20 protein-coding genes are annotated in these 22,208 nt (G+C 56.1%); 8 read left to right on the top strand and 12 right to left on the bottom strand.

Going from position 1 to position 22,208, the window contains the following annotated elements; all coding sequences use genetic code 11:
- Positions 1–35 precede the first annotated feature (35 nt).
- Positions 36–929: an SDR family NAD(P)-dependent oxidoreductase gene (locus tag IEX44_RS00895; RefSeq protein ID WP_188687772.1), complete on the bottom strand. Its 894-nt coding sequence runs from the start codon at positions 927–929 to the stop codon at positions 36–38.
- 130 nt (positions 930–1,059) lie between these two features.
- Between IEX44_RS00895 and phbB the strand changes: the two genes are divergently transcribed.
- Positions 1,060–1,794 (top strand): acetoacetyl-CoA reductase, encoded by a 735-nt coding sequence (gene phbB, locus IEX44_RS00890; protein ID WP_188687770.1) that lies wholly within the window; start codon positions 1,060–1,062, stop codon positions 1,792–1,794.
- A 98-nt stretch (positions 1,795–1,892) separates the two neighbouring features.
- Here the strand turns inward: phbB and IEX44_RS00885 are convergent, their stop codons facing one another.
- The 8 genes from IEX44_RS00885 to IEX44_RS00850 all read right to left on the bottom strand — a co-directional run bounded on the left by IEX44_RS00885 (position 1,893) and on the right by IEX44_RS00850 (position 9,572).
- Positions 1,893–2,489 (bottom strand): TetR/AcrR family transcriptional regulator, encoded by a 597-nt coding sequence (locus tag IEX44_RS00885; protein ID WP_188687768.1) that lies wholly within the window; start codon positions 2,487–2,489, stop codon positions 1,893–1,895.
- 120 nt (positions 2,490–2,609) lie between these two features.
- The gene (locus tag IEX44_RS00880; RefSeq protein WP_188687766.1) at positions 2,610–3,377 is read right to left on the bottom strand and encodes an ATP-binding cassette domain-containing protein; all 768 of its coding nucleotides are present in this window, start codon (positions 3,375–3,377) and stop codon (positions 2,610–2,612) included.
- Entirely contained in the window at positions 3,377–4,357 is a 981-nt protein-coding gene (locus tag IEX44_RS00875) for an ABC transporter permease subunit (protein ID WP_188687764.1), read from the bottom strand. Before IEX44_RS00875 ends, IEX44_RS00880 begins: the two co-directional genes overlap by 1 nt.
- Before the next feature lie 72 nt (positions 4,358–4,429).
- Entirely contained in the window at positions 4,430–5,407 is a 978-nt protein-coding gene (locus IEX44_RS00870; RefSeq protein ID WP_188687762.1) for an ABC transporter substrate-binding protein, read from the bottom strand.
- Between the two features lie 298 nt (positions 5,408–5,705).
- Positions 5,706–7,511, bottom strand: coding sequence for an ABCB family ABC transporter ATP-binding protein/permease (locus IEX44_RS00865; protein WP_188687760.1), 1,806 nt, complete (start codon positions 7,509–7,511; stop codon positions 5,706–5,708).
- A gap of 139 nt (positions 7,512–7,650) precedes the next feature.
- Positions 7,651–7,884, bottom strand: coding sequence for a hypothetical protein (locus IEX44_RS00860; RefSeq protein ID WP_188687758.1), 234 nt, complete (start codon positions 7,882–7,884; stop codon positions 7,651–7,653).
- Between the two features lie 155 nt (positions 7,885–8,039).
- Positions 8,040–8,264: a hypothetical protein gene (locus IEX44_RS00855; RefSeq protein ID WP_188687756.1), complete on the bottom strand. Its 225-nt coding sequence runs from the start codon at positions 8,262–8,264 to the stop codon at positions 8,040–8,042.
- Between the two features lie 204 nt (positions 8,265–8,468).
- Positions 8,469–9,572, bottom strand: a complete 1,104-nt coding sequence (locus IEX44_RS00850) for an aromatic ring-hydroxylating oxygenase subunit alpha (protein WP_188687754.1) — start codon at positions 9,570–9,572, stop codon at positions 8,469–8,471.
- Between the two features lie 365 nt (positions 9,573–9,937).
- On the opposite strand from IEX44_RS00850, the gene IEX44_RS00845 reads away from it, so the two are divergent.
- On the top strand, positions 9,938–10,432 hold the full coding sequence (locus IEX44_RS00845) for a YehS family protein (RefSeq protein ID WP_188687752.1): 495 nt from the start codon (positions 9,938–9,940) through the stop codon (positions 10,430–10,432).
- A gap of 59 nt (positions 10,433–10,491) precedes the next feature.
- Here the strand turns inward: IEX44_RS00845 and trhO are convergent, their stop codons facing one another.
- Positions 10,492–11,439 (bottom strand): oxygen-dependent tRNA uridine(34) hydroxylase TrhO, encoded by a 948-nt coding sequence (gene trhO, locus IEX44_RS00840; RefSeq protein ID WP_188687751.1) that lies wholly within the window; start codon positions 11,437–11,439, stop codon positions 10,492–10,494.
- A gap of 155 nt (positions 11,440–11,594) precedes the next feature.
- Here trhO and IEX44_RS00835 point away from each other — a divergent pair, with 155 nt between their 5' ends.
- Positions 11,595–12,137 (top strand): hypothetical protein, encoded by a 543-nt coding sequence (locus tag IEX44_RS00835; RefSeq protein WP_188687749.1) that lies wholly within the window; start codon positions 11,595–11,597, stop codon positions 12,135–12,137.
- 4 nt (positions 12,138–12,141) lie between these two features.
- Complete coding sequence (locus IEX44_RS00830) at positions 12,142–12,972, top strand: DUF2145 domain-containing protein (RefSeq protein ID WP_188687747.1); 831 nt, start codon at positions 12,142–12,144, stop codon at positions 12,970–12,972.
- A 65-nt stretch (positions 12,973–13,037) separates the two neighbouring features.
- Here the strand turns inward: IEX44_RS00830 and acnB are convergent, their stop codons facing one another.
- Entirely contained in the window at positions 13,038–15,623 is a 2,586-nt protein-coding gene (gene acnB, locus IEX44_RS00825; protein ID WP_188687745.1) for a bifunctional aconitate hydratase 2/2-methylisocitrate dehydratase, read from the bottom strand.
- Positions 15,624–15,786: 163 nt separating this feature from the next.
- Between acnB and gcvA the strand changes: the two genes are divergently transcribed.
- Entirely contained in the window at positions 15,787–16,671 is an 885-nt protein-coding gene (gcvA, locus tag IEX44_RS00820; RefSeq protein ID WP_188687743.1) for a transcriptional regulator GcvA, read from the top strand.
- Here the strand turns inward: gcvA and IEX44_RS00815 are convergent.
- Positions 16,668–17,582 carry a LysR family transcriptional regulator gene (locus IEX44_RS00815; protein ID WP_188687741.1) on the bottom strand — a complete coding sequence of 305 codons (915 nt, stop codon included), beginning with the start codon at positions 17,580–17,582 and terminating at the stop codon, positions 16,668–16,670. The genes gcvA and IEX44_RS00815 overlap by 4 nt on opposite strands.
- A gap of 123 nt (positions 17,583–17,705) precedes the next feature.
- Here IEX44_RS00815 and IEX44_RS00810 point away from each other — a divergent pair, with 123 nt between their 5' ends.
- From IEX44_RS00810 to acnA, 3 genes are all read left to right on the top strand, one after another.
- Positions 17,706–18,422: an SDR family oxidoreductase gene (locus IEX44_RS00810; protein WP_188687739.1), complete on the top strand. Its 717-nt coding sequence runs from the start codon at positions 17,706–17,708 to the stop codon at positions 18,420–18,422.
- A 72-nt stretch (positions 18,423–18,494) separates the two neighbouring features.
- Positions 18,495–19,163 carry an NAD(P)H-dependent oxidoreductase gene (locus IEX44_RS00805; RefSeq protein ID WP_188687738.1) on the top strand — a complete coding sequence of 223 codons (669 nt, stop codon included), beginning with the start codon at positions 18,495–18,497 and terminating at the stop codon, positions 19,161–19,163.
- A 163-nt stretch (positions 19,164–19,326) separates the two neighbouring features.
- A complete protein-coding gene (gene acnA, locus IEX44_RS00800) occupies positions 19,327–22,140 on the top strand; it encodes an aconitate hydratase AcnA (protein WP_188687736.1) in 2,814 nt (937 codons plus the stop codon).
- The last annotated feature ends 68 nt before the right edge of the window (positions 22,141–22,208 follow it).

Below are 22,208 nucleotides of genomic sequence, written 5' to 3'. Positions count from 1 at the left end.
CGCAAACTTGTGATTTTGACGGATGCATAAACGCGTTATCTGCGTTTTCTGCCGTAACTGTAGCCCGGTTCGTCGCCACTTGCTGCCAGTAAAAGTCTGTCCAGCAAATTGATTGGCAACCATTTTTTCAGATACCAGAACACGACGGCCGGAACTGTCACCGGTTGGCGTGCGGGTGGTTGCGATTGATCAAGCGCCCGTAAAAGCGCTTTGACCACTGCTTGCGGAGGAAGTGTAAAAGGTGCGGCGGGGCCGGGTTTGGCCAGTCGTGCCTGCATGGCCTCATAAGATGGCCTGTGAAAACTCATCTCAGGATTGATCCAGCGGGAAAACTGCTGCTGCGCATTGGGCCGGAAGCGGCTGGTGATCGGACCGGGTTCGATCAACGAAACAAACACACCGCTTCCCTTGAGTTCCTGGCGCAAGGTATCGGCAAAACCTTCCAGCGCAAATTTGCTGGCGTTATAGGCGCCGCGATACGGCATGGCGGCATAACCCAGAATTGAACTATTGATCACCACCCGGCCGTATTTTTGCCGGCGCATGGCGGGCAGAATGGCATTGGTCAATTCAATTGTGCCGAATACATTGGTTTCGAATTGATGACGCATTGCATCACGCGTGAGGTCTTCCACTGCGCCGGGTAGACCAAAACCTGCGTTATTGAACAGCGCATCCAGCGTACCGCCAGTGCGCATCAGTATTTCATTGGTACAAGCCTTGATGGATGCGCTGTCTGCGATATCCAGCTGTAGTGCTTCAAGCCCTTCCGACGCCAATCTGGCAACATCATCGGCTTGTCTTGCCGTGGCAAATACCCGCCAACCCAGGTTTCTTAATTCGTGCGCTGCACAATAGCCAATGCCCGTTGAAGCGCCGGAAACCAGAATCGCACGAACTTTCCTTGTCAATTCACTATCTTGGCTCATTCGTAATTCCCTTTTCCAAAAGAGGTTTTATTATTGAATTGGTTGTATCCGGCAAGGGTGCGACCACAGGAACAGGATTGTGCCGGAATCTGGCAAAGAATTCCGGTCTTAAAATAACGAGGAGACTCTCATGGCCAAAGTCGCACTGGTCACTGGCGGCATGGGCGGGATTGGCACCGCCATTTGCAAGACACTCGCGGATGGTGGTTTTACGGTAGTGACCACCTATTCCCGGCCCGGCAAAGAACAGAAATGGCTCAGCGAAACCCGCGATGCGGGATATGCGTTTCATGCCTTCGAATGCGATGTCGCCAGTTATGACGCTTGCGTCAATCTGGCTACGCGCATCCGGGAGGCGGTAGGCGATGTGGATGTGCTGGTCAACAACGCAGGCATTACCCGCGACGCCAGCTTTCGCAAGCTCACCCAGGTGGATTGGGATGTCGTCATGGCAACCAATCTGGACTCTTTGTTCAACGTCACCAAACAATTTGTGGACAGCATGTCCGAGCGCGGTTGGGGTCGGGTGATCAATATTTCTTCGATCAACGGGCAGAAAGGTCAGTTTGGTCAGACCAACTACTCGGCTGCCAAGGCCGGCATGCATGGTTTCACCATGGCGCTGGCGCAAGAAGTGGCAAAAAAAGGCGTCACCGTAAACACGATCAGTCCAGGTTACATCGCGACTGAGATGGTGATGGCGGTGCCCGAAGAGGTGCGAGGCAAGATTGTCGCGCAGATTCCGGTTGGCCGCCTGGGCAAACCAGAGGAAGTCGCCAGCCTGATTGCTTACCTGGCGTCTGATTTATCCGGCTTTATGACGGGCGCCAACATTGCCATGAATGGTGGACAACACACCTGCTGATCGTGCCAGATTGGCAGACAAAAACGGCGCCCGTATGAGGCGCCGTTTTTTATGGGTCAGACCATGGTTTTCCATAAGCCATTGTTTCTAATGAAAACTCACAACGGTTTGAGTGCCCGTAGAAAAAAATCGATCGTTTCGGTGACGGCCTCAGTCTCTCGCTCAAGCGCCGGCGGATTTTCGCCAAATATCATGGCCAGTTTCTCTCGGCTCGCCAGTAAATCCAGCAACATGTTGGCAGTGCGCGCCGGGTCCTCGTGGCGCAGGTCGCCGGCTTGCATCGAACGGGCAAGCTCAGCCGCAATTTGTGTTGTGCAGCGCTGTACGCAATTTTGATAAAAGTGACGACCCAGCTCAGGGAAGCGCGACGCTTCACTGATCAATACCCGGTGGAGGTTCACGGATTCCGGTGTCAGTGCCCGCTCCCGGAAACTCACACCAAATTCAATCAACCGGTCTCGTAAATTGCCCTTCCCGTTCTCAAAAATGGACAGCATTTCTTCCACTTTTGCTGACAAGGCAGATTCAAACAACGTCTGTTTACTGCCAAAACGGTTGTAAACCGTCTGGCGTGCCACGCCGGCCCGGCTGGCGACGAGATCAATGCTGGCGCGATAGCCGGATTCGCAAAACACCTGCATGGCGGCTTCCAGCACGCGCTCGGCGCAATCATGATTGCTGATATCGGAGGTCATGAAGCTCGTACTCGCTGACACAGATAAACCTGGATTGGACTATCCAATCCATTTTATCCCGAGTTACGCCGCAGCTCATACATTTTGATATATCAATTTCTGTTTGCGTCAGATCCAGAGTTACGGCACGGCGCTGGCGTACTCACTCCCCACCATTAGTCCGACAATTTCTTCGCCGTGTGTATCCGCCACACGCCGCTCCCCTACGGCCTCCCCGCGCCGCAACACCACAATGCGATCTGCCACAGCGAAAATATCATGCAAGTTGTGCGACACCAGCAAAATGGCAACACCTTGCGCCTTGAGCGTCTGAATCAGTGACATGACCTTGCGCTGCTCTGGCACCCCGAGTGCGGCCGTGGGCTCGTCCATGATCAGCAAGCGTGCATTCCAGTAAATGGCGCGGCCGATGGCGATGGCCTGGCGTTGGCCGCCAGAGAGCATCTGCACGGGCCCTGTCAGTTTGCGCTCGGGAATGACAATATCCAGCCGGTCCAGCACTTCCCGCGCCACTTTGTGCATGTGTTCACGATCAATAACCGATAAACCCAACCAGCGCCGCATGGGTTCTCGCCCCAGAAAAATATTGCCACCAACGTCCAGATTGTCAGCCAGCGCCAAATCCTGGTAGATGGTCTCGACCCCCTTGCTGCGGGCATCCTGGGGATCACGCGATACCAGTGGCTGGCCGTCAAAAAACAACTCGCCGGCGGTCGCTTTGTAAACACCTGAAATAATCTTGATCAGCGTGGATTTGCCCGCGCCATTGTCACCCGCCAGAGCGACGACCTCACCAGGCACGATGCTTAGCGATACATTCTTCAGTGCCTGTACCCCGCCAAAATGGATTGATACGTTGCGCACTTCCAGTAGCGGCGTCACGGCCATCAGCCCTCCCTCCCCAGCCGTTCTTTGTACTGATCAATCAGTACCGACAGAATAATGACCACGCCAACGGCAATGAACTGCCAGAACGCGTTGATATCAATGAAAATGAGCCCGAACTGGATAACCGCGATAATCAGCGACCCAATCAGCGTACCAATGACATTGCCAGTACCCCCGAACAGGCTGGCACCGCCAATGACTACGGCGGCAATCGAATCAAGCAGCATGGATTCGCCAGCGTTGGCCGCGCCGGCGGCAAATCGCGCCGTATACACAATGCCGCCAATGGCTGCGAATAACGCCGCCAGCATATAAACCACCGTGAGGTGGCGCTTGACGTTGATCCCTGCACGCGCAGCGGATTGCAGATTGCCGCCGATCGCATAGGTGTATTGGCCAAAGCGCGTTTTCGACAGAACAAAATGCATGATCAACAACAAGACGCCCGTAACCCCGATCGGCACCCAGCCAGTACCTAGCCAGGCAAGCCCGGGATGATTCACCGAGACCGTCATGCCACTGCCTGCCGCCAGAAAACCCGCGCCGCGTGCCACGCCGTACATACCCAGCGTGCCAATAAAAGCAGGCACCCCCATACGGGCAATGAGTACGCCGTTGACGTAACCCGGAATCAGGCAAACCAGTAGGGTGCCGACGGAGGCCAGCACCAATGAGCCTGCCGATTGCCCACCAAGTAACGCAAATTGGGCCACGCATACCGCAGACAAACCCATGACAAAGCCAACCGACAGATCAATGCCCGCGGTGATGATGACAAAGGTCTGGCCAATAGCGAGTAACAAGGGGGCGCTGGCAGCCAGCATGATTGACTGCACGTTATACAGATTAAAGACGAACGATCTGCGCGCCACGATTTGCGCCCAGACCTCAAAAAACACCAGAAGCGCGGCCAGAAACAACCAGGGCCAGACCTTGGTAATCAAGGCCAGTCGATCCATCCGTTTGCCGGATTCTTCCATGAGCGGGTTCCATCAAGACAGACGGGGCTGGCGCCAGTTTTGACGCCAGCAACAGGTGCAAATCAGGCGTGACTAATTAGAGTAGATGTACTGCTTGCCGTCGCCATCAATATTGGATTTATCCAGCACCACAAAGCCCGTACCCTTTTGAGCCGGAATTTTCTTTCCCCGGGCAGCGTCAGCGCCGTATTTCACCCCGTAATAACCCATTTCGGCCGGTTTTTGCGCAATGGCAATATCAACGAGGCCACTCTTGATGTCCTGATCAATGCCGGGCACGGCATCAAAGACCACCACCTTGATCTTGCCGCTCTTGCCCGCCTTCTTCACCCCTTCGGCCGCGCCCTTGCCCGAAAACGTGTTGGCGCCAAAGACCCCTGCCAGATTCGGGTTGCGCGCCAGGATGGCTGCAATGTGCGCAGCGGCCTTGTTGGCGTCATCCTCGTTGTATTGGGTGTCCAGCACCTTGATGTTCGGGTGCTTTTTCATTTCTTCCAGAAACCCGTCTACGCGTGCATCGGTACTGGAAATGCCGGGTTTATTGTCCTCACAGTAGACCTCGCCCTTGTCGCCAATGGCCTTGGCCAGTGCACGTGCTGCGATGCGGCCGCCTTCGGTATTGTCGGATGCGATATACGACAACGGGAAGTCCGCATCGCCCTTGCCGGTCTGATACTTGCCGTCGCCGATATACGTATCGACCGTAATCACCTTGATGCCCGCGTCGGCGGCCTCTTTCAGAGGCTGGATCAACTGCTGTTTATCGACCGGAGAAACCAGCAGCACATCCGGTTTCTTGGCAATGAACGCTTTCAGGATCGGTACTTGTTCAGTGGTATTCCAGGACTTGGGCACCTGGAACAACAGTTCCACGCCCTCTTCCTTGGCCGCTTTTTCCGCGCCACGGTGCATGGTGAAATAAAACGGGTCCACCACGCCGGGCAAGAGCGCGATCACGGGTTTGGTTGCGTCCGCCCAGACGTGCGCGGCAACGAGGCCGGCGGCCATGGTGGCAACAGACAGTTTCAGAAGGGTTCTGCGCGTAGTCATACCGATATCACTCCACAAGTTGGCGTTGCCAGAGCGAAAGGCATGGAAAGGCGGTGTCTGATAACGGCAAATGCAGTGCCGTGACAATCTGGCATCTACAGGTTTTGCCGCGTGCAGGGTCGTAACCGGGTTTCCAGTGGCTTCTGGGTTTATCAAGGCAGCCCGGCTGATCACGTGTGCACTTTGGGCAACCTTGTCCTTATCTATATGCACGCATTGGCGCAACGTCAATGGTGTGCCGCAACATGAAAAACGGCGCCAGCAGTAGCCTGGCGCCGTTTTTTGTTAGCTAAAAACCTCAGATGGCGTCGACGGGTTTGTCGCCTGGCGCGTGTTCAGCCTCATGCTGCTGCATGGACCACAAACGGGCATAAACGCCGTTTGCCGCCAGCAAGGCCCGATGATGGCCGCGCTCGACCACTCGCCCGGCCTCCATCACCAGGATTTCATCGGCATCGGCAATGGTTGATAAGCGGTGCGCGATCACCAGCGTGGTACGGTTGGCGGAAATCTCTTTGAGTTCAGCCTGGATGCTACGCTCGGTTTTTGAATCAAGCGCTGAAGTGGCTTCGTCAAAGATCAAAATGGGTGGGTTCTTGAGAATGGTTCTGGCAATGGCCACCCGTTGCTTTTCCCCACCTGACAACTTAAGGCCCCGCTCTCCCACCATGGTGTCAAAGCCATCGGGCAGACTCATGATGAAGTCGTAGATGTGCGCCGACCGTGCCGCATCAATCACCTCTTCACGCGAGGCATCAGGTTGGCCATAAGCAATGTTGTAATAAATGGTGTCGTTAAACAGCACGGTATCTTGCGGAACGATGCCAATGTGCTGGCGCAACGAGCCTTGTGTCAGTGCACGCAAGTCGTGCCCGTTAATGCTGATGCTGCCACTGCTCACGTCATAAAAGCGGTACAGCAGGCGCGACAGCGTGGATTTGCCGGCGCCAGAACTACCCACCACAGCCACCGTATGGCCAGCAGGCACTTCAAACGACACGCCGTGCAAGATCTGCCGGTTGTTTTCGTAGCCGAAGTCCACATTCTCAAAGCGGACGTTGGCACGCTGAGCCTGCAGCGGCAAAGCGTCGGCGCTGTCTTTGATTTCTGCGTTCTGCCCCAACAAGGTGAACATTTTCTCCATATCGGCCAGCGAATGCTTGATTTCCCGGTACACAAAACCCAGGAAGTTCAGTGGGGCATAGAGTTGCAACAAGAACGCGTTGACCAGCACCAGGTCACCCAGCGTCATTTTGCCGGTAACGACTTCTTGTGCGGCCAGACCGACCAGTGCGGACACCCCGATCGCAATAATCCCGGCCTGGCCTGCGTTGAGGAACGAGAGCGAAACCTGATTTTTGACGGCAGCGGCCTCCCACTTCATCAGGCTTTTATCGTAGCGCTCTGATTCCCAGCGTTCGTTGCCAAAATATTTGACTGTTTCGTAATTCAGCAGGCTGTCTACGGCGCGCGTACTGGCCTCGGAATCCATATTGTTCATGGTGCGGCGAAACACCATGCGCCATTCGGTCACGCCCAGCGTGAAGGCGATGTAGATCACGATGGTGCCAAAGGTAATCGCAGCGAAATACCAGTCGTATTTCTTCAACAGCACGCCTGCCACCAGGAAGATTTCCACCAGCGTGGGCAGGATGTTGAACAGCGTGAAGTTGAGTAGAAAGGCGATGCCCTTGGTGCCACGATCAATGTCGCGACTCATGCCGCCGGTTTGGCGCTCCAGATGAAAACGCAAAGACAAAGCATGTAGATGATCGAACACTTGCAGGGCGACACGGCGGATTGCGCCTTGAGTCACCTTGGCAAAAACCGCGTCACGCATTTCGCCAAAAACGGAAGAACACAGGCGCAGCAGGCCGTACGCACCAACGAGGGCGAGCGGCAACACCAGTGGCCCCTTGTGGCCGTCCAGGTGATCAACAATCCCTTTGAGGACCAACGGTACGCCCACGTTGGCCACTTTGGCGGCAATCAGTAGCACCATGGCCGCAATCACGCGGGTTTTATACTTCAGCAAATAGGGCAGCAGAGTGCCAAGCGTTTGCCAGTCGTTGCGGGGTGCGACAGGTTGCGAGTCAGGTTTCATGTATGTGTACCGGGTTTGACCAGCACAACATATGGCCGCAGGCGTTGAATCACAAGGCGTGAGCGCGCTATCCGGCCGTTATAACGACGATGACCCGGCAAATGGCTCGGCCGGGTCATCGATACAGCAATTTTATGTATTAGTTCGTCGAGCTGGATGAATCCATGCTGGACGAAGAGTCGGTGCCGGTTGCGGTCGGCTGGGTCAGGCCCATGTTGTTATTGGTGGTTCCATCTTGCATATGCTTGTAGAACGCTGGCGAATTATCCAGAACACCGTTGCGGTACGGGTGTTCGCCTGTCGCACCCGCCATGGCAGAGCCAGCCACCAGGGCAGCGGCGATTGTGCAGGCTGTGATGATTGCCTTTTTCATGACGATCTCCTTTATGTTGTGACGTCAAATGCGCCCTTTATGAGGACACACTCACACTTTACCCCTCTGTTTTGCGTACTGGTGCAGGTGTCTGCACAGATGGCATGACAGACGGAAGATAATTACATGTCAGACAATATTGACTGCAATATCCGTTAACTGCCGTGCGCCTGCGCGCGCGATTGCTCACCAGGAGTTGCCGAATCCATATTTGGTGCATCTGTGCTGTTCAAGTCTTGAACGTTGGTGCCAGCCGGGCTGCTGATGTTGGCGTTGTTGTCACTGTTGTAGTCGTGATGCGAGGTAACGGATGAGTTGTCGGTAGCCAGCGCGGTGCCGGCGAGCAACGTGGCGGCCGACATGCACAGCGTGATGATCACTTTTTTTCATGATGCAATCCTTTACTGTTCAACGGTAAAAACGAGTGGTCTTGATGACCGTGGGTTTACCGTACTCGCCCAGAGCAAGCCTGCATGTCAGCGTGATCAATATGTCCGTGTGGGGGCTGGATGACCCCGCGTCGGCGTGGCGACGACAAAGAAAAACCCGCCATCAGGCGGGTTTTTCTTTGTGCAATTGGCAAGTTACATGCCCAGTTCGCGACGCAAAAAACGGTGAAAATGCTGCATGCCGTCTTCCATCGGGGACTGGTACGGCCCCACTTCGTTGCGCCCGGCCGTGTAAAGCGCTTCGCGGCCTTGCTCCATGCGGCGAATGATCTCGCCATCTTCTACCGCAGTTTCCTGGTAGGCAGCTTGCTCGGCCTCGACAAACTCCGGTTCGAAGTACGCGATATCTTCCGGGTAATAAAACTCCACCACGTTCTTGTAACTGCGCGGGCCCGTCGGAATCAGTGTCGAGATCACCAGGGTATGTGGATACCACTCCACCATCACGTTCGGGTAGTACGTTAACCAGATCGCACCATACGGCGGTTGTTTGCCGTTGTTGTAACGCAGGACTTCCTCGTGCCATTTTTGATACGTGTGAGAGCCCGGCTTGGCTAGTGCGTTATGCACTCCAACGGTCTGCACGGAGTACCAATCGCCAAACTCCCACTTCAAGTCATCACAGGTGACGAACTTGCCCAGCCCGGGGTGGAATGGCTCGACGTGGTAGTCCTCCAGGTAGACTTCAATGAAGGTTTTCCAGTTGCCTTCATATTCGTCGACCGAGACGCTGTGGAATACGTAGTTAGAGAAATCCAGGTCTTTGGCGACACCCAGATTTTTAAGGTCGCCCTCGATGTCGCGGCCATTTTTTTCAAACAGCAGACCATTCCAGTTCACCAGTTCCGTCTCCGGCAGGTGCAGGCAAGGGTTGCCGTCAAAATGCGGTGCGCCCAGCAAATGACCGTCATTGTTGTACGTCCAGCGGTGCAGCGGGCACACGGTATGCGAGCCATTGCCGCGTCCTTCCAGCATCAATGCCTGGCGGTGCCGGCAGACGTTGGATAGCGCCTTGACGTTATTGGCCGTACGTTTGAGGTAACGCGCGCCATTGGTGCTTTCCAGGACGTGGTAATCACCCACTTCCGGCGCCATAAGCTCATGACCGATGTACTTGGGGCCGCGCTCGAACAGAAGTTCAAGCTCGCGCTGGTACAGGGTTTCGTCGAAATATGCCGAGATCGGCAATTGAGAGGACATATCCAGCTGCATGGACGCAGCCGTAGCCAGAATATTCATAATATCCCACACCCCCTGGGCTAGAAGGTCTAAGACGTCTTGCCACTTTGCTGACGCAAAGTGCGCAGCGGATGGGTGGGCAAGCCATCAAGCATTGAAAAATTCGAGGCAAGTCCGCCCCGAGCCACAAGAGGGGCGATTCTGCCCGTAACAGGGGTGTTACGCAAGTGTCATTGCGCCAAAAACGCAAGAAAAATCAGGAATTTGTTGGACGAAAGTCAATTTTTCTAGGTCGCCCGGCATGACTTCACCGCACCCAAAGTGCATGCTTGTCACCACCAAGGGGGTACAATGCGGCGTTTACCTGAACGCACTGCGGCAATGTGCGGCGGCGCAGATCACTGTTTTGAAGGAATAATCCAGACATGAATCACAACGATATCCTGCGCGGCGTGCGCTACATGCTGGATCTGAGCGAGCCCCAACTGGCTGCCATTTTTGATATGGGCGGCATGAAAGTCACTCTGGACAAGATATCGCTGTGGCTATTAAAAGAAGACGAAGAGGGTTTTACACCCTGCCCTGACCTACCCATGGCGCACTTTCTGAATGGTCTGGTGATTTACCGTCGCGGCCGTGATGACGCCCGCCCGCCACAGCCCCTGGAGCCCTCCGTCACCAATAACATCGTACTCAAAAAACTGCGCGTGGCCTTTGAACTGAAGGAAGAGGACATGCACGCAGTTCTTAAGCTGGCTGACTTTGAAGTCTCGCGTCCTGAGTTGTCTGCGTTATTTCGCAAAGAAGGTCAGAAAAATTACCGTGCATGCGGCGACCAGTTGTTGCGCAACTTCTTGCGCGGGTTGACGCAGTGGGTGCGCACCAATCCACCGGCGCCAGTCAGGCATGCTGAAGAGTAAATGTGAGCGACCAACAAAAAGCCCGTCATCAGACGGGCTTTTTGTTGGTTCTTTGTGATTCACTCTTCCTCACGCACCACTTTGCGACCGAGCGGGTTGGGTTGATTGCGTTTTTTAGCCAGCTCGATCTGTTTCTGGCGTTCACGGGCACCGGCACGGGTTTTCTCGCTCAATGTATCCCAGCAGTGCGGGCAGCTAATGCCTGGCACATAGTGGGCTGAAGCGCGCTCTTCAACCGATACGGGCTCACGGCAGGCGTGGCACAGTTCGTAGTCGCCCTCAGAGAGGTCATGTCGCACGGTGACACGGTTGTCGAACACAAAACACTCGCCCTTCCAGAGCGATTCTTCTTCCGGCACCGTCTCCAGGTATTTGAGGATGCCACCCTTGAGGTGATAAACCTCTTCAAACCCCTCGCCCAACATGTAACTGGACGCTTTTTCACAGCGGATGCCCCCGGTGCAAAACATGGCGACTTTTTTGTGTTTTGCAGGGTCAAAGTTGGCTTTGACGTAGTCAGGAAACTCGCCAAAACTCTTCGTGGCCGGGTCCATGGCGCGCTCAAAAGTGCCCACTGCGACTTCGTAATCGTTACGGGTATCAATGACCAGCACTTCCGGGTCAGAGATGATGGCGTTCCAGTCCTGCGCTTCGACATAAGTCCCGACGCGTTTGTTCGGGTCTACGCCTGGCACGCCGAGCGTCACGATCTCTTTCTTGAGCTTGACCTTGGTGCGGTAAAACGGCTGCTCGTCGCAGTACGACTCTTTATGATCCAGCCCCAGCATGCGTGGATCTTTTTTCAGCCAGACCAGCAAGCCGTCAATGGCTTCACGCGTGCCTGAGACTGTGCCGTTGATACCCTCTTCGGCCAGCAGCAGCGTGCCCTTCACGCCAAGGTCTTCCATGCACTGGCGCAGTGGTTCGCGCAGTGCTTCGTAATCAGTCAGGGTGACAAATTTATAGAGCGCCGCCACCACGATCGGCTGCGCGGATTGTTCAGTCATTGCAAAACTCCAGGTGGTCGCCCACGTAAAGGGCGGACCCGTTTGAATATTTGGATATTTCCGGGGCGGAATGTACTCCTCGTCTGCAAAAGGATCAATTCAATTTCGAAAAAAGAAATGTCCTTTTCTAAAGCATTTCTACTGCCAAACGGGGCTTGTCTATCTGTGTTATTTGCCTTGGAAAGCAACGACAACAGGCTGACGATTTGCTTTCTTTTCAAGAGGGGAAATCGATGATGATAAAGAAAGCGATGGTAATTGCGATCAGCATATTGGGTCTGGCTGCAGCAGCAAATGCCAAAGATGCCTCTGATGCCATCACCTCCGGTGCAAAGGCCAGCGTAGAGGGCTCCGTTACATCGGTAAGTGGAAGGCCGTTTGAGGCCTCCGCCGACAGCGCAGGGGGCGCGGTGCTGGTCCTAGTCGGACTAGTGATGGGCGTGGACGATCTCGTGGAGATGTCGGTGGAAAATGCAGCAAACGGCAGCAAAGCGACGATCGCCGTATCAGCTAGTGCAGTTAAAAAACTTGGCGTCGTTACTGGGCAGACCATTACTGCAGTTTCTGAAGCCACAGGGTACTCGCTGGTCTACTCTGGGCAGATTCTGGCCTTCGTCCCCAATGCGGTAGGCACCTCCCTGCTGGAACACACACCTGTTTCAGCCGATGCCAGCGCCCCAGCGACGGCAGGAAAATAACCCCATGCGTGCGGGTTTATGGTTATTCAGAGCAACAACTATTCTTGCTACAGCTTTATTTTGCAGTGCTGCCTGGGCTGGACAGAGTTGCAGTGACAAGCCACTTGATGGCGTGGTGGTGCGAAACGCACTGGAAACGGGGCTCCAGGTGTCTCAGCAACTGGACAAGCTGCAACCTCGTGTTGCGCTGATCGCACGCATCGGTCAGGACTTGTCACAGTATGGCTTGCGCTATTCACACATGGGCTTTGTTTCGCAGGAGGCGCCTGGCCAACCATGGCGGATCACACACCTGCTCAACGATTGCGGTTTGGCAACTTCGCGGCTCTGGCATGAAGGTCTGGGTAATTTTTTCCTGGATGACATGTTCTCGTTCGATTCACTGATTCTGATTCCTGACGAGAAAACCCAGCAAGCACTGTGGCCAATGCTTCACGATCCACTTGTGCTCCAACGTATGCATGAGCCCAGCTACAGCGTGGTCTCATACCCGTTCTCTACCCTGCATCAGAACTCTAACCAGTGGCCTTTGGAATTGCTGGCAGAGGCTTTGGGCGGAGAACGGATTGTAAATAGAGACAGGGCGCAGGCGTGGTTACGTGCAAATGGCTATCAACCTGGCACGATTAAAATTGGCATGCTGACTCGTCTGGGTGGCCGCATGTTCAAAGCCAATATTGCATTTGATGGGCAACCTGGCGATCGGCGTGCCGCAGGGCTGATTGATGTTGCAACCGTAGAGTCTGTGCGCCAGTTCATGAAAGCGCTCAGTATTGAACACGCTGAGCAGGAGGTTGTTCCGGTGAATCTGAAAACAGCCAACTCAACGCAATAGCATGATGTGTACCATCAACAAAAAAGCCGGCTAAATCAGCCGGCTTTTTTTCAACTCAAAACCACTCAAACTGCAGCTTTTTCCGCTTCAGCCTGGTAGGTGTCGATCTGATCGAAGTTGAGGTAGCGATACACCTCAGCACCCTTCTCGCTGATCACGCCCATGTCGGCCATATATTCCGCCACGGTCGGCAGGCGGCCCAGACGCGAAGCAATGGCGGCCAGTTCGGCGGACGACAGGAACACGTTGGTGTTCTTGCCCAGACGGTTGGGGAAGTTGCGGGTCGAGGTCGAAACCACGGTCGCACCTTCACGCACTTGCGCCTGATTACCCATGCACAACGAGCAGCCCGGCATTTCAGTACGGGCGCCAGCGGTGCCAAACGTGCCGTAATAGCCTTCTTCCGTCAGTTGCTGGGCATCCATCTTGGTGGGCGGGGCAATCCACAACTTGACCGGAATATCGCGCTTGCCTTCCAGCAACTTGCCGGCGGCGCGGAAATGGCCGATGTTGGTCATGCATGAACCGATGAACACTTCATCGATCTTTGTGCCGGCGACTTCAGACAGCACCTTCACGTCATCCGGATCGTTCGGGCAGGCCAGAATCGGTTCTTTGACGTCAGCCAGATCAATCTCGATGACCGCAGCGTACTCCGCATCGGCGTCCGGCTCGATCAGCGACGGATTGGCCAGCCAGGCTTCCATGGCCTTGATGCGACGACCCAGCGTCTTGGCATCGCCATAGCCGTTGGTGATCATGGACTTGAGCAGTACGATATTCGAATTGAGATATTCGATGATCGGGGCTTTGTCCAGGCGCACCGAGCAACCCGCGGCGGAACGCTCTGCCGAAGCGTCGGTCAGTTCAAACGCTTGCTCGACCTTCAGGTTCGGCAAGCCTTCAATTTCCAGGATGCGACCCGAGAAGATATTCTTTTTGCCAGCCTTGGCTACGGTCAGCAGGCCTGCCTTGATCGCGTACAACGGGATCGCGTTAACAAGGTCACGCAGGGTAACGCCCGGTTGCAGTTCACCCTTGAAGCGCACCAGAACGGATTCCGGCATATCCAGCGGCATCACGCCAGTAGCTGCACCAAACGCGACCAGACCAGAGCCAGCCGGGAAGGAAATGCCAATCGGGAAACGGGTGTGACTATCGCCGCCGGTGCCGACGGTATCAGGCAGCAGCATGCGGTTGAGCCAGCTGTGAATCACGCCATCACCCGGGCGCAGCGAGACACCGCCACGATTGCGGATAAACTCCGGCAGCTCATGGTGAGTCTTGACGTCAACCGGCTTTGGATACGCTGCGGTATGGCAGAACGACTGCATGACCAGATCGGCACTAAAGCCCAGGCAGGCCAGATCTTTCAGTTCGTCACGGGTCATCGGCCCGGTGGTGTCTTGCGAGCCAACCGACGTCATGCGCGGTTCGCAGTAGGTGCCCGGGCGCACGCCCTGACCTTCCGGCAGACCGCAAGCGCGACCAACCATTTTCTGGGCTTGAGTGAAGCCTTTGGTCGAAACAGCCGGCGCTTGTGGCAGACGGAACAAGGTGGAGGCTGGCAGGCCCAATGCCTCGCGAGCCTTGGCAGTCAGACCGCGACCGATAATCAGGTTGATACGGCCACCAGCGCGCACTTCGTCAAACAGCACGTCAGACTTGAGCTTGAACTCGGCAACCGATGCGCCGTTCTTCAGAACTTTGCCTTCGTACGGGCGCAGTTCAATCACGTCGCCCATATTCAGTTGCGAGACATCAACTTCAATCGGCAGCGCGCCGGAGTCTTCTTGCGTGTTGAAGAAGATCGGGGCGATCTTGCCGCCCAGGCAGTAACCACCAAAACGCTTGTTCGGAACAAACGGGATGTCTTCGCCAGTCCACCACAGTACCGAGTTGGTGGCTGACTTGCGGCTGGAGCCGGTGCCGACCACGTCGCCCACATAGGCAACCGGGTGACCCTTGGCGGCCAGGTCTTGCAAGAAGGCGATCGGGCCACGCTTGCCATCTTCTTCCGGCGTGATGCCATCACGGGTGTTCTTGAGCATGGCCAGAGCGTGCAGCGGAATATCCGGGCGCGACCAGGCGTCCGGCGCTGGCGACAGATCATCCGTATTGGTTTCGCCAGTGACCTTGAAGACAGTCAATGTGACCGATTGCGGCACTTCCGGGCGACTGGTAAACCACTCGGCATCGGCCCAGCTCTGAATGACAGCTTTGGCGTTTGCATTCCCCGCGTCAGCCAACTCTTTGACGTCGTGGAAATAATCGAACATCAAGAGGGTTTTCTTCAGGCCTTCTGCAGCGACGGTACCCACTTCAGCGTCACCGAGGAGATCGATCATCGGCTTGATGTTAAAGCCACCCAGCATGGTGCCCAGGAGTTCAACGGCCTTGGCGCGGCTGATCAGCGAACAGGAATCCTTGCCTTGCGCCACGGCGGCCAGGAATGCGGCCTTGACCTTGGCGGCGTCATCCACGCCTGGCGGAACACGGTGAGTAATCAGGTCAACCAGAAATTCTTCTTCGCCGGCGGGCGGGTTTTGCAGCAGAGCCACCAGGTCGGCGGTTTGCTGGGCGGTCAAAGGCAACGGCGGAATGCCGAGCGCGGCGCGTTCTGCGACGTGCTGACGGTAGGCTTCAAGCATGGTGTTCTTCCTGAGTGTAAAGGTGCCGCAAAAACCAGACGTGGCACGGTTGCCGCCAATATTCCTGCAGGCTCTGACAACCGTTCTGCGTGGCAGAATACGCGCAATAACCCTGCTGTTCAAACGAGTAATCGCTACACGGCTTGTGAGATATACTCACAGCATGAGTCAAGCCCTCCCTCCCCTGAACGCATTGCGCGCATTCGAGTCTGCAGCCCGCCTGGAAAGCTTTTCCGCCGCTGCCAACGAACTGTTTGTGACGCATGGCGCTGTGAGCAAGCAGATCAAACAACTCGAAGAATGGCTGAATGTGCAGTTGTTTGAGCGTGCCGGTGGTCGTGTCAAGCTGACCGACGCCGGCTGGCGGTACCTCGTGCAGGTGCAAGACGGGCTGGATCTGATCTCCAGCGCCACGGCGCAATTACTACAGCCAGACCGGCAGCGCCGGCTCACCATCAACTCGACACCCACGTTTGCCTTGCACTGGCTGCTGCCGCGGCTGGCCGGTTTTAGAGCGGCACACCCGGACATCGACTTGCGCATCATGACTTCCGATCGCGACATCAGCCGGATCGATACCCCGTTTGACCTGGCGATTCGCCGGGGCCCGGGTGACTGGCCGGGTTTTGTCGCCAAACCTTTTCTGGAAGAGCGCGAAGTTTTGCTCTGCAGTCCGGCGCTGTATAAACAGTCACCCATCCATCGCCCGGCTGACCTGGCGCGTCACACCCTGTTGTATGCAGATGCACGCCCAACCGCCTGGCAACGCTGGCTGACGCTGGCAGGCGTGCCAGACCTCAAGCCTGCCGCCACATTACAGTTCGACCATTTTCACTTTACCTTGCAGGCCGCCATGAACGGCCTGGGCGTCACACTGGGCCCGCTCCCCATGATGCAGTCTGAAATTGACAGCGGCGAACTCATGATCGCCCTGCCCGCGCCGGTGGTGCCAGTACGCGGGTTTTGCTGGATTGTGCCGCGACTGATGATGGACGACCCCGCCATTGGCGCGTTTTGCCAATGGCTGGAACTTGTGGCAACGGCTTAGGCAACCAGTTCTTCGCTCACTACTTCCATGATTTGTTCGCGCAACCAACGCAAAGCCGGATCGGCATGATTGCGCGGATGCCACCCCATTTCCATTGAGAACCCGGCAATTTCGCAAGGCGGTGCCAGCAAGGTGACGCGGTCTTGCCAGGTGCGAGCCATCCGCAAGGGCACGGTTGAGATCAAATCGCTATTGGCCAGCAACGAGGGCACCAGCAAGAAGCTGGGCACAGACAGCATGACGTGGCGGGTACGCCCGAGCGCGGCCAGCGTATCGTCCACAATACCTTCAAATTTGCCACCTGAAGTGGATGACAACAGATGCGATGCTGCGCAGAAGGAATCCAGATCTAGCGGCGCACCCGCCAAAGGGTGATCTTTGCGCATCACACAAACAAAGCGCTCCTTGTAAAGCTCGCGGTGTTTTAGTTGATCTGGCATGGAGGGCTGCGAGGCCAGCACCAGATCAACCTCATTGGTGCTGGCCATTTCCAGTAACAGATTGGGCGTGGGCTGCAACAAGGCCAACCGGCACCCGGGGGCCTTGGCCCGCAGGCGCCGCAACAGCCCGGGGATGACCACCGAATGTACGGCATCAGAAGCCGCCAGCCGCCAGGTGCGGGTTGCGGCGGCTGGATCAAATCCCTTCTGCTCGGCCACCAGAGCAATCAGTTGCGCCAGATAGTCACGCAGCGGCTCTTGCAGGGCTAGCGCCCGGGGTGTCGGCAACATGCCGCGCGGACCACCTGGCACCAGTAGCGGATCATCAAACAAGGCGCGTAGTTGCTTGAGCTGGTTCGATAGCGCGGGTTGCGACAAATTTAACCGCCCTGCCGCGCGTGTGACATTGCACTCCGCCAGCAAGACATCCAGTGATGTCAGCAGATTGAGATCAAGGCGGGCAAGGTTCATGTCTGCTCCATACTATTTACTGGATGAATACCTTAAATAACGATAATCCATTTCACGAATTCATGACGGAATTTTATGCTGACCTCACTCCCCCAGTCGCGGGGCCACTCACCGGAGGTCATGATGGAAAACCTGCAAAATCAACGTGTTCTGATTATTGGTGGTAGCAACGGAATGGGTCTGGCAGCGGCGCAGCGGCTAGCCCTATTGGGCGCCGAAGTGATTGTCGCTGGCCGTTCACAGACCAGGCTGGATGCCGCCCTGAAACACATCAACGGCAAGGCCGGCGCTTATACCGTTGATTTCTCTGACGAGGAATCCCTCAAACGCCTCTTCGCCACACTGGGGCATATCGATCACTTGATCATTACCGCATCCAGCAGTGCCGCATGGGGATCCATTCGCGACATTGATGGCACGGCACTTGCCAAGGCGTTTGAACAAAAGGCGCTCGGCTATTGGCGTTCCATCCGCGCAGCATTGCCACACCTGCGCAAGGACGGATCGATCACCCTGCTCGCAGGCGCGGCGTCTCGCGTCGCTATTGCAGGCACTGCAGGTCTGGCGGCAGTCAATGGCGCAATCACCCAGATGGGGCAGGCGCTAGCCAAGGAACTGGCGCCGATCCGGGTTAATGTCATCTCCCCGGGCTTGATTGACACCCCGGTGTATGACGACTTTGCGCCAGAAGCCAAAAACGGTTTGTTCGACAGCATTGCGAAGGGTCTGCATGTCGGGCGCGTGGGCACCTCTGATGAAGTGGCGCAAGCCATCGAATTTGTGGTCACCAACGGGTTTACGGCCGGCGCACTGATCGATATCGATGGCGGCGCGCGCTAACCACAACGAATCGCGCGCCCGTTTTTGCATCGGGCGCGCGATAGGTCACCCAATCAAGAGAAAGGAAATATCATGAAAATCCTGCTGGTTTACGCCCACCCGGAGGCCGATAGCTTCAATGGTGCGCTGCGCGACATCACCGTCAAAACGCTGACCGAACTGGGTCACGAAGTCAAAGTCAGCGATCTGTATGCCATGCAGTTCGACCCTGTCTCCAGTCGCCGCAATTTCACCACAGTCAAGAATCCGGACTTTCTCAAGCTGCAGTTCGAAGAAATGCATGCCACAGAACACGAAGGTTTCGCCCCTGACGTGGCCAGTGAGATTGCCAAACTGAAGTGGGCAGATCTGATGATCTGGCAGTTTCCGCTCTGGTGGTTCAGCGTGCCGGCCATTCTCAAGGGCTGGGTGGATCGCGTGTTTGCCATGGGCAGCGTCTACGGTTATGGCCACATGTACGAAGACGGTATGTTGCGGGGCAAGCGAGCGCTGCTTTCTGTCACCACCGGCGCTGGCGCAGACGCCTACAAACCGGACGGCTCTAACGGTGATATCAACGCCGTATTGCGGCCGATCCAGCGCGGCATGCTGGAATTTGTGGGTTTTGAGGTGCTCAGGCCACAGATTTACTACTCCGCATCGAAGGTGGATCAAACGCAGCGACAGGCCTGGCTGCAGGAATGGGCCACCCGCCTGGCCGACCTTGAGGCCGAAACACCCGTGGGCGCGGGTCGTTATTGATCATCAGGCGTTCTGTCTGCTCGGTCATCTGGCCGGGTTGCCGGTCAGGGCTTGGGTTTTGCGGCGGCATCGACAAAGATGGTTTGTAACCACGTCGAACCTGCAGCATAAATGACGGTCGCATTCGTACTGGCGCTGTGCCTGCTGCCCCTGGAGTTTTCTCATGCCGCATGACCTGCATCACACGCTCAAGTCCCTAAAAACCATGGATGGCCGCCAATTGCAGTATTACAGCCTGCCGGCCCTGGAAAGTGCTGGTATTGGCCCGATCAGCCGCCTCCCCGTATCGATTCGCGTCGTACTGGAATCCGTCTTGCGCAATTGCGATGACCAAAAAATCACGCCAGAACACGTCCGGCAGTTAGCCAATTGGGGCCCGACCGCGCAGCGCACTGAGGAAATCCCTTTTGTGGTAGCGCGTGTCGTGCTGCAAGACTTTACTGGTGTGCCATTGCTGGCTGACCTGGCCGCCATGCGCAACGTTGCAGACAAACTGGGCAAAGACCCCAAGGTGATCGAGCCCCTGGTGCCAGTGGATCTGGTGGTTGATCACTCCGTGCAGGTCGACTACTACGGCACGCCCAATGCACTACGTCTGAATATGGAAATGGAGTTCAAGCGCAACACTGAGCGCTACCAGTTCATGAAGTGGGGCATGCAAGCGTTTGATACGTTCAAGGTGGTGCCACCCGGCATTGGTATCGTGCATCAGGTGAACCTGGAATACCTGTTCCGCGGCGTGCAGATCAAAGACGGCCTGGTTTATCCCGACACGCTTGTTGGCACGGACAGCCACACCACCATGATCAATGGCGTTGGTGTGGTGGGCTGGGGCGTAGGCGGTATTGAGGCCGAGGCGGGCATGCTGGGTCAGCCGGTTTACTTCCTCACACCAGATGTGATTGGCGTAGAACTATCCGGCAAGTTACATGAGGGCGTCACGGCGACGGATCTGGTGCTGACTGTCACCGAGTTACTGCGCAAAGAAAAAGTGGTTGGCAAATTTGTCGAGTTCTTTGGCGAAGGCACTGCCAGTCTGTCGGTTGTAGACCGGGCCACTATTGGCAATATGGCGCCAGAGTACGGTGCAACCATGGGGTTCTTTCCCGTTGATGAGAAAACCATTGCTTATCTCAAGGGTACGGGTCGAACCGAACAGGAAATTGCCACCTTTGAAGCCTATTTCAAAGCACAGGGTTTATTTGGTGTGCCCCTGCACGGGCAGATCGATTACACCCGGGTGGTCAAACTGAACCTGCATGACGTCACGCCCAGTCTGGCCGGGCCCAAGCGCCCGCAAGACCGGATCGCATTGCCTGATATGAAAAAGAAGTTTGAGGCGCTCTTTGTAGCACCGGTCGCGGAAAACGGCTTTGGCAAGACGGAGGATGACCTGAAGCGCCGCATCGGCCTTGGTTTCGTATCCGCCAGCCCTGCTGCTGACAACCTGCTGGACGAGGCTGGCTCGGAAGCCAACAAGGCAGAGATGATCGGCAATCACCCGACATCCAGCCGGATAGTGCCTCCGCATGCACGTACTGACCTGGGTAACGGGGATGTGCTGATTGCGGCCATCACCAGTTGCACCAACACCTCCAATCCGGGTGTCTTGCTGGCGGCGGGTTTGCTTGCCAAAAAGGCGGTCGAAAAGGGCCTGGGCGTTGATCCGCACATCAAAACCAGCCTTGCGCCGGGTTCGCGCGTGGTCACCGAGTATCTGACCAGGGCCAGACTCCTGGAGCCGTTGGCGCAACTGGGCTTTGCGCTGGCAGGCTACGGCTGTACAACCTGCATTGGCAATGCGGGCGACCTGGCGCCCGAATTCAATGAGGCGATCACCAAAAATGATGTCATAGCGGCGGCAGTGCTATCGGGCAACCGCAATTTCGAGGCACGCATCCACCCCAATATCCGCGCCAATTACCTTGCCAGCCCGCCACTCGTGGTGGCATTTGCCATTGCCGGCCGGGTGAATATCGATCTCACCCACGAACCCCTAGGTAACGGCAAAGATGGCAACCCGGTCTATTTGAAAGACATCTGGCCGGGTAGCGAAGAAGTCGCCAGCTTGCTGAAATATGCGCTGGACCCGGATGTGTTTCGCCGACTGTATAGTGATTTTACGAAAGATCTGGACCTATGGAATGCGATCCCTGCGCCCGAAGGTCAGGTTTACAACTGGCCTGACTCCACCTACATCGCCCGGCCACCGTTTTTTGAGCATTTCTCCATGACACCCAGCGGCATTGGTGACGTGAATGGCGCTAAAGCCTTGCTCATCCTGGGCGATTCGGTCACTACCGACCATATCAGCCCGGCGGGTTCATTTGGCGAGAAAACACCAGCCGGCCAGTATCTGGTTGCACATGGCGTTAACCGGCCGGACTTCAATAGTTACGGCTCTCGGCGCGGCAATCATGACGTCATGATCCGTGGCACCTTTGCCAACGTGCGGGTGAAGAACATGATGCTTCCGCCCAAAGCGGATGGCGGGCGGGTTGAGGGCGGATTCACGCTGGTCGACGGTCAGCAAACCACCGTTTATGAAGCCGCCCGGCATTACCTGTCACACCACATCCCGACCATTGTCTTTGCTGGCGAGGAATATGGCACCGGTTCCAGTCGTGACTGGGCGGCCAAGGGAACGCTGTTGCTGGGCGTGAAGGCCGTGGTCGCCAAGAGCTTCGAACGCATTCACCGTAGCAATCTGGTTGGCATGGGCGTTCTACCCTTGCAATTCAAAGGCACGGATTCGGCTGAAAGCCTGAAACTTGTTGGCGATGAAACGTTTGACGTACTGGGGGTGGACGAGCACCTGAAGCCACAGCAAGACCTGAAGCTGCAAATCACTCGCAAGGATGGTCGCAAAGAGGCAATCAGTGTGCTGTGTCGTATCGACACCCCAATTGAGGTTGAGTACTACAAGCACGGCGGGATTTTGCCCTACGTGTTGCGGGGGCTGTTGCAGCCTGCGTGATCGTTGTGCGGTACCTGCAATCAAGTACGCCATGCATTGAATTGCGTGGCGTACTTGATTGAATCAAC

The sequence above is a fragment of the Silvimonas amylolytica genome (assembly GCF_014645555.1).
Taxonomy (GTDB): Bacteria; Pseudomonadota; Gammaproteobacteria; order Burkholderiales; family Chitinibacteraceae; genus Silvimonas; species Silvimonas amylolytica.
Note: the sequence above shows the minus strand (reverse complement) of the source record. Positions and strands in the feature narration are given on the sequence as shown.